Raw genomic sequence first — 15,138 nt, forward strand, 5'->3', positions numbered from 1 at the left:
GTCGTGCAATCCGTGACCGGAATCCTGGGTGCCAATCCCCGTCGGGGCATTTCGGTAGCAGGTCCCGAGTTGTTGTTGTTCTATGATCGCCAACCGACCACGCTTTTCGCGAACCGATATTCATGAATTTCCGCCTGTTAAGCCGCATGCTAGGTGTCATCTGCCTGCTGTTCGCGGTCACCATGCTCTTCTCACTTCCCTGGGCTCATCCAGTGCTGGGATGGCGAGCTCAATTGGAAACACGGCCACAAGCCTTTGAGTGGGCTGGTTTTCGCGGGCTATTGACCAGCTGCTTAGTGTCGTTGGTTTGCGGTTGCGTTTTCACTTGGTATGGACGCCCCGCCAAGGGGCAGAAGCTGTTTCGCAAGGAAGCCATGGCTACCGTGGGGCTCAGTTGGATGTTAGCGACCCTGCTCGGTGCCCTGCCCTTCGTGCTCAGCGGTACGCGACATCCCGATGGTTCTCCCATTTCCTTCGTCGATGCCCTGTTCGAATCTCAATCGGGATTTAGTACAACCGGCGCCACGATTTTAGGGGAATTGGAGAATCCGGTATTGGTGCCGCACTGCATTCTATTTTGGCGTTGCAGTACACACTTCCTGGGCGGGTTGGGGATCGTCGTGTTGCTGGTGGCTCTCCTGGGCCAAGGGGCGAGCGGTAAAGCCATGATGCGGGCTGAGATTACCGGCCCCACCAAGGACTCGTCGTACAGTCGGATGCAGAAAACCGCTGGTGTTTTCGCCTCCATTTACGTGCTGTTGAACCTGTTGCTCGCCATGACCTATTGGTGGCTCGGGATGTCGGTCTTCGATGCGCTTTGCCATGCGTTTTCCACGATGGCTACCGGTGGTTTCAGTACGTACAACGCCAGTCTGGGGCACTTTGACAGCCCCTGGATCGACTACGTCACCGTGCTCTTCATGGTGTTGGCCGGCAGCAATTTTGGCCTGCTGTTGCTCGTGTCTACCGGTCGGGTCGACCGCCTGTTGAAAGATGTTGAATTCCAGGTCTACATCTGCATTATCGTGGTGGTGACTGCGGCCATCGTGACCTTCGGATTATGGAGCCACGATTTCGAGAATTTCTTCGGAGCCTTGCGATACGCGCTCTTCCAAGTGGTGTCGGTGCTTACCACGACCGGTTATGGCACGCAGGATTTCGATCGTTGGAATAATTTCGGCCGTGGCGTGCTCTTGCTGATCATGTTCGTGGGAGGGTGTGCCGGTAGCACAAGCGGTGGGATGAAGGTTATCCGGCACGTTATGTTCGTGAAAATTCTGCGGCATGAATTGGAGTTAACCTACCGGCCTCACGTGGTTCGCCCGTTGCGAATTGGCGATCAGATTATCGAAGATATCAATATTCGAAAACACATCCTGGTGTACGTGGGACTGGTGTCTGCCATTTTTGCCTTCAGTTGGTTGCTGCTGATCACCGTGGAACCCGATACGCAGTGGAATGCGCAACCCCAAGTTGTCGGGGCGGAAAACCAGCTAGATCATAAATTGCTGGATTGTGCCAGTGCGGTGATTGCTACGTTGCATAACGTTGGACCAGGCTTGGGGGTGGTAGGGCCAACCGCCAACTATGCCGGATTCTCGCCGTGGAGCAAGCTCTGGTTCGTGTTCTTGATGATGTTGGGGCGACTGGAGCTGTTCAGCATTTTGGTGCTGTTCATTCCCGCCTTCTGGCGAAAGCTCTAGCTATTTTTCCCGCCACCAGTCGCTGACGGGAAGTTGCAGTCGGGCTGCGGTGGATTCGATAGCGGCCCGGAAGCGTTTGGCGTCGAGCGGATAACCGGCCGTCGGCTTAAGCTGCGGCAGATGGGATTGCCAGAATTGATTGAAGGCGTGCATGAAACGCTCGCGCAAATACTTGGCGAGCATCGATGCCAGCGCCGTTGGTGGGAAGGTATCGCCTCGGACGCTGAAGTGAATGTTCCGCTGTGGCTGGCGAGAATTTCGATAGCTGCAGCGTGCATTGCTGATCGCCGTTTCTTGGAACCATTCCTCCGGTAGGGCGTCAGCGAGCAAGGGCAGGTAGTTCTTGCGACCTCCCTGCCGATCGCAATAGATCTCGGCGGGTTCGTCGTATTGCAGGTTTTCCGCCACGAGCTGTAGCGTGTTCTGGCTGAGCAAGAACCCTTTGGAATGCAGCGTCCCTAGTTGAGCGTTGAAGCTTCGCGCAGGCACGATCACGGCGCGCATGCCCAGTAAAGTGATCTGCGACTTTGCAAGTGCTCCATTGGCCAGTGCGGACAGGCGGTCCAACTCCCCTGCCTCAACTGGTGATTGGGGGGTGGGTAAGTTGTCGAGTCCCCTGTACCAGGGGGGAAGTGAATTGTCCAGTGGCAAGCTCGCCACCCTCTCAATCAACTCAGCCAGATTGCGGGGGCGGCAGCCGGTCAGCTGGAGCAGTGCCAGCAGGCCTACTTCCAGCGATTGCAGGCCCGTGCTGGGGCTGTAGAGCTGTTTGGAGTCCCCCAGGGGCAGGTGCTGGCAATTGGCCCGCCAGGGACGCGGCTTAAACGTGGACGAGAAGCACTCGAGGACCTCCGCTTCGCCCATAGCCACCGGCACGCGCCAGATCGTCGCGGCCATGGTTAAAGGGCCCAGATTGGGGCCATAACCCGCTTCATCGACACCTAAAATGACCTTATAGCCCACGTGAATTATGCCATTTCCGAGGAGGTTTGGATGGAATTATCCGCTCCACTGGGCCATACTGAGTACTCCAGTGCTGCGGGCAAATTTTAATTGAGTCGTCGAAGTTCGAGTTGCTAGATTCTATGATGCATACAATTGCAGATTCAGTAAGTCCCAGCGTCACCCGTGCCTGGTGTCGCGTCCTGACGGCATGCGTGGGCTTGATGATCGGTTGGGGGATGTTCGCAAACCTTCCTCCTTCATATAGCCAGGAAGCTGCGGTTCCAGCAGCTAGTCCGTCGCCCGAGGTGCGCAAGGCTATGATGGAAGCCAAGGCCCGCGCCGCCAGTGGTGGTAAACCTCCCAGTCAAGGGACGCCACCGAAGGGAGCCCCCAAACCTGATGGAAAGCCCGATTCGGACAAGCAGCCTGAGGGCGAGGCGAACAAGCCAGGAGGGGATGAAAACAAAAATGTGACGCGTCCCAGCGCGCCCCCGGAACCACCAGATCCCAAAGAGCTCGAGGTAGCGCTCGAAGACGGCCTGTTGCGGTTTCAGTTTCGCAATCAACCCTGGCCCGATGTCTTGCGATGGTACGCCACGGTCGCCAAGCTCTCGTTTGATTGGCAAGAGCTCCCCGGCGACTACATCAATCTGGCTACCCAGCGTCCGTATTCGTTGGAAGAGACGGGAGACATGATCAATCGAGCACTTCTGCTGCGCGGGTTTACGATGCTTGAGGATAGTGGCACGCTGTTGGTTGCTAAGGTCGAAGGGCTCAATCCGGCTTTGGTCCCACGCGTTCGTCCCAGTGAATTGGCTCAGGTTCCGCCGCATCAGTATGTGCGAACTTCCTTCACGCTCACCTGGTTGCTGGCTGAAGAGGTGCATGCGGAATTTGCATCTATGTTGAGCAAGAATGGAAAGCTGACGCCACTGGCATCCACCAACCGTCTGGAGGCTATCGATGCGGCGGCAAATCTCCGCGATATCAACGATATTTTGGAGCAAGAGCAATCGACCGTTGCGTTGGAGAACTTAGCCCGTGAGTTTGTCCTGGAGCACGCTCGCGCATTTTTCGTCAAAGAACAGCTCGAAGCCTTCCTGGGGATTTCGTCCGGCGCCTCCGGTGGCAGCAGTCGAGGGGGTGGTGATATGTCCCGCATGATGCAGCAGCAGATGCAACAGATGCAACAACAAATGCAGCAGCAGATGCAGCAAATGCAGCAAGCCTCGCGTGGTGGCAGCTCCGGCGGAGGTGGCGCGCCTAGTCGACCTCGTTCGGACGATGTCTATATCGTCGCCAATGATCGCAGCAACAGTGTGATTGTCCATGCCGAACCCAATAAGATGGCGATCATCGCCTCTTTCATCGCCCGCGTTGACGTGCGCAATGAGAATGCTGCCGATTACCAACGCATGCAAACTCGCATGAAAGTATTTCGCTTGAGCTCTCTTGGCCCCAGCGAACTGGTCTCTTCGCTGATTGCCATGGATGTGCTCGAACCCACCTCTCGGTTGCAGGTCGATGAGAACAATAATGCAATTATTGCGTATGCATCCATTGCCGACCAATACTTGATTCAACAGGTGATCGATCGCTTGGACGGATCGGGGCGTTCGTTCGAAGTGGTTCAGCTTCGGCGACTCGATGCCGAGTCGGTAGCGGGCAGCATCAAATTCTTGATGGGGGCCGAGGAGGAGGATTCGAGCAAAAATAGTAGTCGTCGGTCCTATTACTCCTACTACGACCCCTACTCGTCCCGCAATAGCAGCGACAAGAAGGAGGATAAGATGCGAGTTGGAGCCAATGTGCAGGACAATCAAGTCCTCCTATGGGCCAACCCCATCGAAATGGAAGAAGTGCAGAAGTTGCTGGTGAAACTCGGTGAATTGCCTCCCGAAGGCGGTCGCCAAAGTACGGTGCGAGTCGTGGATGCATCGCGACAGCCGGAGACGTTTGAGTACCTGCAACGTCTCAAAAAGGAGTGGAGTCGCATTTCACCGAATCCACTAGTAATCCCCGGCGAGCAGGAGTTCCAGGTTCCCGTAGAACAGACTCCCGTTGAAGAACAGGGGGCTGAAGCTGAGACGCCGGAGGAAGAACAGCCTAGCTCCGAGGATCAGGAGTCGGCTCCGACAGATGTTCGGGACACTGGGCCAACCATCTCCGTTACTTAATGCTGCCTGCATCTTCAACAGAAGTAGCAAGCTTATGTCTCACTGACACCGAATCTCAATTCGTTGTGCGAATAATGGCTGAGCTAGTCATGAGTAGCGGATGCAGGAGGAGGTTCTGAGGTGTAGCTAATCGCAAATTGACTGCTCCTGCTGGGCCAGCCAAGTGGGGCGACGAAAGGGCATTCGAGTCGATTTGCACAATTCGCCAGCCCGCCTTGGAGATTTTCAGAGCAAAGAGTGGTTGGCTTAATTCTGCCACTGCAGCTACTCGAGTAGCGTAAAATAATCCGCAGCTTGGATATCCCCGGAGGCCGAGGGGTAGTGGATCGTTCGATCATCTTCGGGAGGTGCTTGGCCTCCATCATCTGTCCCATTCGCTCCGACGCTGTAGAGTAGATATCCGTCCACTGTGCGCACATAGCGCAGCGCACCCTGCTGAGCATCAAATGGATCGATGGGCAGTCTTTCTAGGTGAACGGGAACGAGCTCAGTCGCCTCCCTTGGCCATTGCCGATGTTCGAAGTAATAATCTTGAAGTGCAAACTCCATGGCCAGTAATCGAAGGCCTGCCTGGTCAAAGGGCAAGATGTCGCGCAGGTATCCAGTGCTGAGGTATATTGAATTTCCGGCAGCCTCGTAAATGAATAATTGTAGCCGAGCGTGCCAGCCGCCCGTTGCCAAAGTCCATGCACGGTCGCGATCCTGGACGGTAGTGAACTCTTCCAGTTGATTGCTCATCGTAGCCAGGTTGTGAGCTAGGGATCGACTGAGTTGCTGTGGGAAGAGATGTCGGTGTTCGTAGAGTTGAACACTGCCAATGGAAGTGCAGGAAATCCCTACTAAGTAATCAATCAGCAATCCTCCATGCCGCACGCTAACTCCCAAGCGGCAAGCGTCTAAAAAACTTGTGCTAGCCTTGTCCCATTCTCCCGCGTCGAGGGAGCACCTGCCGCTGGCAACCAACGCTCTAGATGCGGAGCGAAAATTGCTGGCAGCATCGAGCCAGGAAAGATCGTTGTTCGTGTAGTCCACGGGAACTCGGCAGGGACTCTGCAGTAAGTCATGCAATTGCGTTAAGGTAGGTTCAATGGATTGAATGGAAGGGACCAGTTTGGCAAGTGAGGCGGTTTCCCAATCGGAACGCAGTTGCGAAAAATCCGATTGTTCGATCACTGCCCCAGCTTCTCCAATACTCTGATACGCGTTGTACTCGAGCGGCTGGAGTTTTGCGACTCCGGATGGTTTCAGGAATTGCCACTCGACGACAATCAAGGTGGCGAGCATTGTGAACGTTGTTGCACCAGGAATTATTCGCCTAACAACTCGTTGGCTCAGTTGTTGTGGTCGGTGTGTTCTGGCGCGTAGGGGGCGATTCGCTGAGAGGAGCAGGAGAAGCGATGCGTATCGCGACGCAGTGAAAACAAGAGGGCAGATAAGCAGCCAGCAAATGGCAGCATAGGGCTGATCCTCAGAGGTAGTGAGGATATCCAAGGAGGATTCCGGTGGCCAACCCATAAATTGGCTCAACAGCGAGGGAATCAACCAGTCGAATGCTAGGAGCGGCAGTGCGAGCAGAATAGCACCTGCTAGCGACAATAGGCCTATTAGGGCTCGTCCTTTGAGGCCACCTGATTTTGACGCAAAACGTTTGGGCGCAGAAGCGGTGCCCAGCAGCACACAACCTCCCATGCAGAGTCCTATCACCACTACCGACGTCCAGGCGGCCCCGTTTAGTAGGGGCATGTGTATTCCGATGGTCATTCCAAAGGCCACCATCCCCGACGCAATCATGAGAGTTGCTATGGAGAATTTGGCGTCGAATGCCGTCGCTGGGACACTTGTCTCCGCCGTCCTATCAACACCTGGAACCGTTCGACCTCTGAAATTTCGACCTCTGAAATAAGGTAGCCAGCGACTTACTTGAAGTCCCAAGAGGATGGTCAGAGACTGGAGCCCAAGTATCGCGAAGGGTTCCATGGCGCCGGCCAATAGTAAGGGCGACATCGTACCCACAACTACCAATGCCCGAGCAAGCCAGTGTCTTGAGGAGCGACTTGCCCAAACGGCAATCGCGCCGTTGGTTGCAAACGCAGACACGGCAATCAGGACTACTAAGAGTAGGACGTGCGAGGCTGAAGCTGGTGTCATGAGCAGTGAGCGATTCAATGGACGCCCTGGCAAGATGCCAAAATACCGCTTGCGGAGTTTCGGCTGCCTGAAGGATGGTGTAAGTTGACAATCTCGAGCGATCTAAGCTTAGCGAAAATTCTGGCCATTGTGTTGTTGAAAAGGGCGATTGTTGTGCCGCTACTGTGTCTGGACTTGCATCGCATCCGATGTTTGACGTTCGTCGTCCTGGGGGGAGCGATCTGCCCCGTCAACCCACCGGCCGAAGCGGCCGAAGCGCGAGTGACTCGCGGAGTGCAGGTGTTGTACACCTTTGATCAAGCGGCCGGTGTTGATCATACGAAGGATGTGGTACGGGATCTCGCAGGCGTGGCGAGCCCCATCGACCTCAAGATTGAGAACCCGAATTCCGTCCGATGGTCCAGTGGCGGTCTGACAATTGTGAAAGGAACGACGCTCCGTTCGATCGGCTCGACGCAGCGGCTCGCCGATTCACTCGTAAACTCAGGGAGCCTAACGCTGGAAGCTTGGATAACGCCAGCGAATGATCGGCAGAAGGGGCCCGCCCGGATCGTCAGCATGTCTACCGATGCGAATCAACGCAATCTTACCTTGGGGCAAGACCAGAATCGATACGAGGTTCGGTTGCGCTCAAGCACCACTAGCAGCAATGGAATTCCATCGCTTGTGGGACTTGGAGGCTCTGCACTCAACAAGCGAACTCACGTTGTGTACACGTTGAGTAAGCAGGGTCAGGCGAAACTCTATGTTAATGGTGAGCAGGAGGCATCGAAGCGGTTGGGCGGCAATATTTCGAACTGGAACGGCAATTTTCCACTGCTACTTGCCAACGAGGCCAACGGCAATCGCCCTTGGTTAGGCGAGCTGCATCTGGTGGCCATTTACCAACGAGCACTTTCCGTACAGGAAATTCGTCAAAACTTCCAAGCGGATGGCGGTAAGTTGGACCCTGAGTTGCTTGCCATGGAATTGGAAAGCCAGCGACCTGCGGTCGATCCGCGGACTCGGGATTTTGAAGTCCATATTGCTCCGCTCCTGTCCAAGCATTGCCTCGATTGCCATGGTACGACTACTAAAGAGGGTGGACTCGATCTCTCGCTGAGGGCGGCGGCGATGGCCGGTGGAGAAAGCGGCAACACGATCGTTCCGGGGAAACCCGAGGAAAGTCTACTGTGGGAACAGGTTGCTGCCGGTGATATGCCGCCAGAGGGCGAGCCCTTGGCCGATGCTGAGAAGCAACTGCTACGCAAGTGGCTCAGTGAGGGTGCCATCTGGTCAGGTGAAATGATTGATCAGGCACTCTACGCCAAAGCTGGCTCCAAGGTTGATGTTTTTGTTCAACGCTTGACGGTCGATGAGTACATCGAAACGGTTCGAGCCGCAGTAGGTATCGATATTGAGGCGGAAGCGCGTCGCATGCTCCCACGCGATCTACGAGCGGATGGCTTCACGAACACGGCGTACAACCTCAATGTAGATTTGAAGCATGTTGAGGCCTACGCCCAGCTTGCCAATCTGATTGTCGACCGCCTCGATATTCCAAAGTTTGCAAGTCGATTTACCAAGAAGCAAACTCTGAATACGGACGCCAGCGCTCGCGATTTCGTCGAATCAATGGGCGAGTGGCTGTTGCGCGGACCGCTGACCAAACGCGAAGAGGTGTTGTACAGCGGTATTGGCACCACGGTCGCAAGTGCGGGTGGATCCTTTGAAGAGGGCGTCGCCCTGATGATTGAGGCGATGCTGCAGTCGCCGCGTTTCATCTACCGCATCGAGGATCAGCGTGGAGAGGAACGCATCGGCGAATATGAAATGGCTTCGAGACTGAGTTACATTATCTGGGGTGGGCCGCCTGATCCGAATTTAATGCAGGCCGCTAGCTCGGGGCAGTTGGGCAGTCGTCAGCAAATTCAAAAGCAGGCCGAACGCATGTTGACGGATCCTCGCGCTGTGCGACGTTCAGAGCTCTTTGTGTCAAATTGGTTGGATGTAGATCGACTGGCGAATATGCAGCCCGATGCGGAGCGTTTTCCGCAGTGGAACGCTGAGCTGGCGGCTGACATGCGGGCCGAATCCCTAGCCTTTTTTCGGGAGATTGTCTGGACACAGAAACGTCCCCTCTCGGATCTTTTCAATGCGAAGGTCACCTTTGCCACACCTCGCCTAGCAGAGCTCTACGGATTGGAGCCGAAGGGGGCTGGCTTGCAGCGTTACGATGTTTCTGATGTCCCATCGCGAGGAGGATTGTTGACGCAAGGAAGTCTTCTGACGATTGGCGGGGATGGCGCATCCATGGTGACTCGCGGCTTGTTCGTACTGAACGATGTGTTGCGCGGCGCGGTGGGGGAGCCTCCGCCTGGACTCGATTTGACGCCGGTTCCTTCGCGTCCCGGATTGTCGCAACGGACCGTCGCTGAAATGCGCATTGCTGCCGATTCCTGTGGCGGCTGCCATACCAAGTTTGAACCACTCGCATTCGGTTTGGAGCAGTTCGATGGGATCGGCGCACGCCACGAGAGTGACGAGTACGGCAATGCGCTGCGCGAGGATGGAGAAGTTCTGTTTCCTGGGAACGCCAAGGCCGTCAAGTACAAGTCTTCCGCCGAATTGATGGATTTGCTGGCAACGAGTGAACGCGTTCGGGAGACAGTCACCTGGAAGGTTGCCCAGTTTGCGATTGGGCGCCCCTTGGTGGCCAGCGATGCTCAGCAAATTCGAGAGATTCATCAAGAGAGCCAACGCAACGGAGGCACCTACCAAAGCCTGATGACCGCTATTGTTTCCAGCGAACTTGTCATGCGGCAACGGTCGCAATTATCGGCCATCGACTAGGACGGTCCCTATTGGCGGAAGGGATATCGCCGTCCAGCCGAAGTGCTTTCCACCGGTCAGTCCGAGAATCAATCTTCGAATAAGAATAAGAGGTCTCTTGATGAGAAATCCTGCCATCAATCGTCGAACCATGTTGCGGAGTATCGGTGCCGCCACGATCGGACTACCGCTTCTCGAAGAGATGATGACCAGCAAAGCGTTCGGCGCGGAACCGGCCCAGGTGCCCGTTCGCGCTTTCAATGTTTTCTTTGGACTGGGCATTCCGGCTCCGCTACAAACGGAAGGTTTTGAGGGAGTCCTCGAGCCGCTTCAGTCGCTGAGCGACAAGTTGCTCATCATGCGCAACGTCGACCAAATTCGGTGCGACGAAAAGGGGAGCAACGCTCACTACGATGGCGCATCTGGAGCATTCACTGCTACACCGCCCGATGGCGAAGCGAGGGCCGGTGGTGCCTCGATCGACCAAGTTATTCGCCGAGCTCATTACCCACAGGGGCTTCCCCAAGGGATGGTGCCCACGTTACTGGCTGGTACATTCTTCCGCCGAAGCCGAGTGGGACGCTACGTGCACAGCTACAACAAGGATGGAACCGTAGCGGCGACGATCCAAGAGAAGCCTCGCGATCTGTTCGAAAGAGTGTTTGGGGCGGTTTCTGATGGAGGGGGGGATCAAGATGTGCGTGCTCGACTCCGGCACAGCGTGCTCGATTCTGTGGTGCAGGATTTTCAATTCTACACCGGCCCTAACTCTCCACTGGGAGCCGCCTCGAAGGCCCGAGTGATCGACCATCTGGATCGAATCCGCGAGTTTGAGCAGCGGGCCTTTTCGTTAAAGAAGCTTGGTCCCAACGTTCCCTTGTTGCCGCCTCAATCTCAGATTCCTCACGGAGGACCAGCGGATCCTGGGGGAGAGGGGATTGATATGAACATTGACGATCTTAGCACGGAGTGGAGACTGCAGGCCGACCTGTATGCACTGGCCGTGAAGATGGATCGAGCCCGCTTCGGCGCCTTGACCTTCCTTGCTGCTGGCGAGCGATTGCGCCTAAGGGGAGACTATCAATACAACGGACGTGCTGTGTATGCGTTCAACGACGAACGGGAACTTGGGAAGTCGGGATCGGGAGGCTGCAGTCACGAATGGTGGCATCAGTTCAACGAAAAGAAGCAGAATGAGCAGTTGCGAGCGCATGCCCACATGAAGATGCGCGAGATAGCCTACTTCCTGCATCGCTTGGACGAGGAGGATTGCATGGAAGCCAATGGACGCACCATCCTAGAAAACTCACTGATCACGATTTCGACGGAGTCGGGTGACGGACGCCACAATGATGTTAAACGTGAACTGTCGGGAGTTTTTCACGCTATCACAGGAGCCAATGGTCGTTTTAAGACGGGCCAGATCATGGACGTTGGTGCTGAGGGAATCGATGTCTACAACACAATGCTCAGCGCGTTCGACACCCAAGATCGGATTGGGCCCAACGATCGCGAAGGAAAGGAAATCGATTCCATCCGAGCCTAACTACCGCTTTCGCAAGCTGTGAATAACGACAACTCGATGTCTGCGATTTCGACTGCATCCACCGGGGCATCGGTCAGACGGCCAAAACTGGCTGTTGGATTTGGACAATTAGACCGTTTGCTACGGCAATGCTGCTCACCAGATCAGCCAGTGGCAAGTAGTTGAAGCCGAGTCTGTGATGCATATTCGATGCGGGAGCAGTGACAGCAGAGTTCACTGAGGTTCACAAAGTCAAGTTGTAGCGTTAGCGGAGCGCAAAGTAGGCTCGCAGTCGCATAATGGTGGAGATCGTAGCTAACACGACGGTTGCCACGATCATTACCCAGCGAATCATTGCTTGATCGCGGGAAACTGCTTCGCCAGAAATCCAATATAAGATGGGCATGGCGAAGATTGCTAACCATGCCCACAATTCCGCAGTTTGCCAGACCGCTTGGAAACTGAAAGTTTCCAGCGTGTCGTCGGGCTCATCGCTGTCAGCTGGTTGATGCTTGCTGTCGGGCATGGAATACCTCACTCGGTCACCGCTGCTGCCGGGATCGCTGTTGGGATGGGAACCACTGACTTGATTTTAGTCCAGTGTACACGTGTTCTGAACTCGGTGTACTTCGCATAGTAACCTTGCAGCCATAGCAGGTTATCATCACATGCGTATGGACGAATTTGGTCGCCGGCATGCCCCTTGGCAATCGGCGTAAAACTCCAAGATTCATTCGCCGAGGATTTATTGCCCTCGAACAAGCGATAGCCATTCAAGGCTTGTTTCGCATCGTGCGGCTGACAGTTGCAAGAGAGAAAGACGCGGTTCGGATCTCGAGCATCGAGCACAATGCCACCTGCATAATGGTTTTCGGGTTCGTAGAGATGGGACCCAGCAAAAGCCAAAAACTGGACTTTCCACAGTCCGCCATTCCATAGCGCATGATAGTAGCGAAGGTCACGACCTATTGGGCCATCGTGGCTGACCACGAATACGCCCGCTAAGATTCCTTGGGCATACCGCTTGATATCCCAGACCCACGCGCGGTGCTCACTGCCATCAAACACTCGAGTGCCAGCCTCCGGCGATATCGCGTTACTGCTGACCAAGTCCGCGACCGAAGTTCCATCAGAGTGGTGGAGCTTTCCAGCTTCATAGTAAAGATGATAGATACTTGTACTGAAGTCGCGTGGATGGGCCTCGGTATAGAAAAAATCAATTCGTTGTTGGTTATCACAACAGTATTTTAAGTAGGGGCGCGTGCGTCCATCTCCGGTTCGCATTAGCAATCGCGGCTCGCTCCAGGTTTCCCCGTTGTCGTCCGAAAACGAAAAAGTGGGGTTGAAGTTCAGCCCGCGAAAGCAGTTGTAAATGCGTCCGCCTTCCTTTTCAAGTTGGAATAAATTGCTGTAGGTGACCGTCGCCTCAACCGGATTGTGTTGCTCTTCGGACCAAGCCATTTCTCCGGTCGTCTCGTTGAGCAGACCGAATCGCGAGCACCAGAAATGGTCGCGGCTGTGGCGGGCATAGGCGGCTAAGAATCTGCCGTCCTGCAATTGCAGCAAAGAAGGGGTGTTGTGGTCGTCAACCTCCGTATCGGTACTCAATTTTGTTGAATTTTCCACTCGATCTGCTTGCACAGACACGACATCCACTCGCGTGTAGCCTGTGGTGTCCACACTGCCCACGATTAGCCAGTTGTCGACCCTCAAGGCTCGCGGATCGCTGAACCAGCACCAAGCACTGTTCGTGCGCAGCCTGCTGGTGATCCGTCCATAAGCCAACCAGGCCACAATAATTGGGAGACTGGCCAGGGCGGCGATCCAAGCTGCACGTATCAACCAGCGTGTCATGTGCGCTCCTCAACTGCAGGGCTGTGGATCGACTTTCGTGGTGGCACCAACGCTCTCGACCTCGCCAAGATCATCGTCCACGGCAAGGGGCGAACGACATGTTCGATCTCAAAATACCGGCTCACCATGCGTTGAATGTCCCTAGCGCTGAAGTTTTGCAAATGTCCCGGCGTATTGCCCAGCACGCTCCAGTACTTACCTCGCAGCATATTCAACACTCGCCACAGCGGCTCGCGAGGGACGCTGATCAGCACCCGTCCCGCAGCAATTCGTTGGACCTCTCGCAGCGCCGCATCCACGTCCTCGAGGTGCTCGAGTACTTCGCAGGCAATCACCAGTTCCTGGCTCGCGTCGTCTACCGGAATCTGGTAGGCGGAGGCTACGGCAAAGTGAAAATCTGGGCACCGGACTCGCGCTTGCTGTACCTCTACCGAGCCTATATCGATGCCAATATATTGGATCTTTAGTGGGGGCGTGTTGGTACCGAATTCATGGTGACGGAATAACTGCTCCGCCAATTCGCCCGCACCGCAGCCAACCTCAAGTACGTTTTGGAAGTCAATTTCCTGCAGTAGCTTATTGGCAGAGCCCAGAAAACGGTGCATCAGAAACCGATGCATCGGATTCCGCGAAGCGTATTTATCGAAGTGGTTGCCGGTGACCACACTTCCACAGCCAGGGACATGCTTCACATCATCACCTTACTCTAAAACTTTGCTGGGAATTGATTGGTGGTCGTGTCGATTACCCAAGTTGCTATGGACTTGAGTGTCGACGTTGTAGCTGATGTTGTGAATTGAGCCATCGCACAAGGCCATGATTGTGACTGAGGAATGCGCGGATCCGAAGTTGTACCCTTCGACGTCCATGGCGTGGCCATGGCGAGTTTTCCAATCGGACAGCGGCTCAAATCCTGACAGGCTGCTGGAACCGGTGTAACGAATCAGATCGCGTTCATCGCCACTGTAGGCGCTTTCATTGTCGCCGAAGTCGCTGCCGGTGTGGTAGGCAGCGCGTGGCACCTGTTTTTCGCCAAGCAAGTAGGTGTTGCTGAGTCCATCGCGAATCTCACTCAATTTCATCTTGCTACGTTGAAAGCAAACGCCGGTGTTGGCGCGCATCTCGGGCCAAGGAAAAGACTTTGCCGCGTCAAGTGAATCCGGCCCCGTTCCGTAACGGACTGGGATCGATCCGCCGTTCATCGCGTAATCGTTCCGAGCCAAATTCGCCTCTGGCGCATACAGAATGGGCACCCAGGAGTGGTCATTGGCGAGTGGTTCCGCCGAACGTCTCGAGGGGCAGTGTAGTACAGCCAACGGCGTTTGCAGTCGCCGCGAGTTTTCTTCTGCATCCGACGGGGCGGTACCACCCATATCGTGCAGCGATTGCTGTTCGAGATAGGGTAACGTCTGGTAGATCCAACCTCCGGGCTGAGACGGTCCGACGCCCAATCCCGGCAAACCGGCCCAATGGATCCCCCAGCCTCCGGATGGCAGGTGCTTGTGCGTATTTTCTAGATTGAGTACTGCCAAGCTCAATTGTTTGGTGTTGTTCGAACATTGCATTCGCCGAGCCGCCTCCCGCGCCATCTGCACCGCCGGGAGCAGTAGGCCAACTAGCAAGCCAATGATCGAAATGACTACCAAGAGCTCCACCAAAGTGAAACCTTGATTCTGCGTTTTGTTCTCAGGGTAGGCAGTCATATTCTATCCCTCTCCCATGTTTGCGGTTCTTCTATTTCGAATACGTGAATCGAGTAGCCGATGGCAGTTGTAGGAGAAATGGAGTGGAAACAATCCAAATCTCCTGGCTCGAACCCTTGGGCGCGAAAACCGTGAAGTAGGTTTTCGCTGATCGCGTAATAACCCTTGGGTAGCGTGTTGCGATCGAGCATTTTCGGTAGTAGTTTCGCATCCTTTATCCCGCATAGTTCAGGGGCGGTACTCGTATACAGTGCGTAGTACAAGGGCTGCTG

Annotated in this window: 10 protein-coding genes; 4 read left to right on the forward strand and 6 right to left on the reverse strand. The window is 55.1% G+C overall.

The features are described 5' to 3' along the window. Positions 1-122 precede the first annotated feature (122 nt). Entirely contained in the window at positions 123-1,703 is a 1,581-nt protein-coding gene (locus Q31a_RS01635; RefSeq protein ID WP_145073019.1) for a TrkH family potassium uptake protein, read from the forward strand. Here Q31a_RS01635 and Q31a_RS01640 read toward each other — a convergent pair whose 3' ends face one another. Further along, on the reverse strand, positions 1,704-2,666 hold the full coding sequence (locus tag Q31a_RS01640) for a hypothetical protein (RefSeq protein WP_145073022.1): 963 nt from the start codon (positions 2,664-2,666) through the stop codon (positions 1,704-1,706). Positions 2,667-2,788: 122 nt separating this feature from the next. Here Q31a_RS01640 and Q31a_RS01645 point away from each other — a divergent pair, with 122 nt between their 5' ends. Then, positions 2,789-4,825, forward strand: a complete 2,037-nt coding sequence (locus Q31a_RS01645) for a secretin N-terminal domain-containing protein (protein ID WP_145073025.1) — start codon at positions 2,789-2,791, stop codon at positions 4,823-4,825. Between the two features lie 264 nt (positions 4,826-5,089). Here Q31a_RS01645 and Q31a_RS01650 read toward each other — a convergent pair whose 3' ends face one another. After that, positions 5,090-6,568 carry a hypothetical protein gene (locus Q31a_RS01650; protein ID WP_145073028.1) on the reverse strand — a complete coding sequence of 493 codons (1,479 nt, stop codon included), beginning with the start codon at positions 6,566-6,568 and terminating at the stop codon, positions 5,090-5,092. 489 nt (positions 6,569-7,057) lie between these two features. Between Q31a_RS01650 and Q31a_RS01655 the strand changes: the two genes are divergently transcribed. Further along, positions 7,058-9,805 (forward strand): DUF1592 domain-containing protein, encoded by a 2,748-nt coding sequence (locus Q31a_RS01655; RefSeq protein WP_231691025.1) that lies wholly within the window; start codon positions 7,058-7,060, stop codon positions 9,803-9,805. A 100-nt stretch (positions 9,806-9,905) separates the two neighbouring features. Continuing rightward, positions 9,906-11,330 (forward strand): DUF1552 domain-containing protein, encoded by a 1,425-nt coding sequence (locus tag Q31a_RS01660; protein ID WP_145073031.1) that lies wholly within the window; start codon positions 9,906-9,908, stop codon positions 11,328-11,330. A gap of 244 nt (positions 11,331-11,574) precedes the next feature. Here the strand turns inward: Q31a_RS01660 and Q31a_RS01665 are convergent, their stop codons facing one another. The 4 genes from Q31a_RS01665 to Q31a_RS01680 are packed head-to-tail and all read right to left on the reverse strand — an operon-like array spanning position 11,575 to position 14,866. After that, a complete protein-coding gene (locus Q31a_RS01665; protein ID WP_145073034.1) occupies positions 11,575-11,835 on the reverse strand; it encodes a hypothetical protein in 261 nt (86 codons plus the stop codon). An 8-nt stretch (positions 11,836-11,843) separates the two neighbouring features. Then, entirely contained in the window at positions 11,844-13,163 is a 1,320-nt protein-coding gene (locus Q31a_RS01670; RefSeq protein WP_145073037.1) for a BNR-4 repeat-containing protein, read from the reverse strand. After that, complete coding sequence (locus tag Q31a_RS01675; RefSeq protein WP_145073040.1) at positions 13,160-13,855, reverse strand: class I SAM-dependent methyltransferase; 696 nt, start codon at positions 13,853-13,855, stop codon at positions 13,160-13,162. The genes Q31a_RS01670 and Q31a_RS01675 overlap by 4 nt, the downstream gene beginning before the upstream one ends. 9 nt (positions 13,856-13,864) lie before the next feature. Then, positions 13,865-14,866: a DUF1559 domain-containing protein gene (locus Q31a_RS01680; RefSeq protein ID WP_145073043.1), complete on the reverse strand. Its 1,002-nt coding sequence runs from the start codon at positions 14,864-14,866 to the stop codon at positions 13,865-13,867. Positions 14,867-15,138 lie beyond the last annotated feature (272 nt).

It is taken from the genome of Aureliella helgolandensis (assembly GCF_007752135.1).
Lineage (GTDB): Bacteria > Planctomycetota > Planctomycetia > Pirellulales > Pirellulaceae > Aureliella > Aureliella helgolandensis.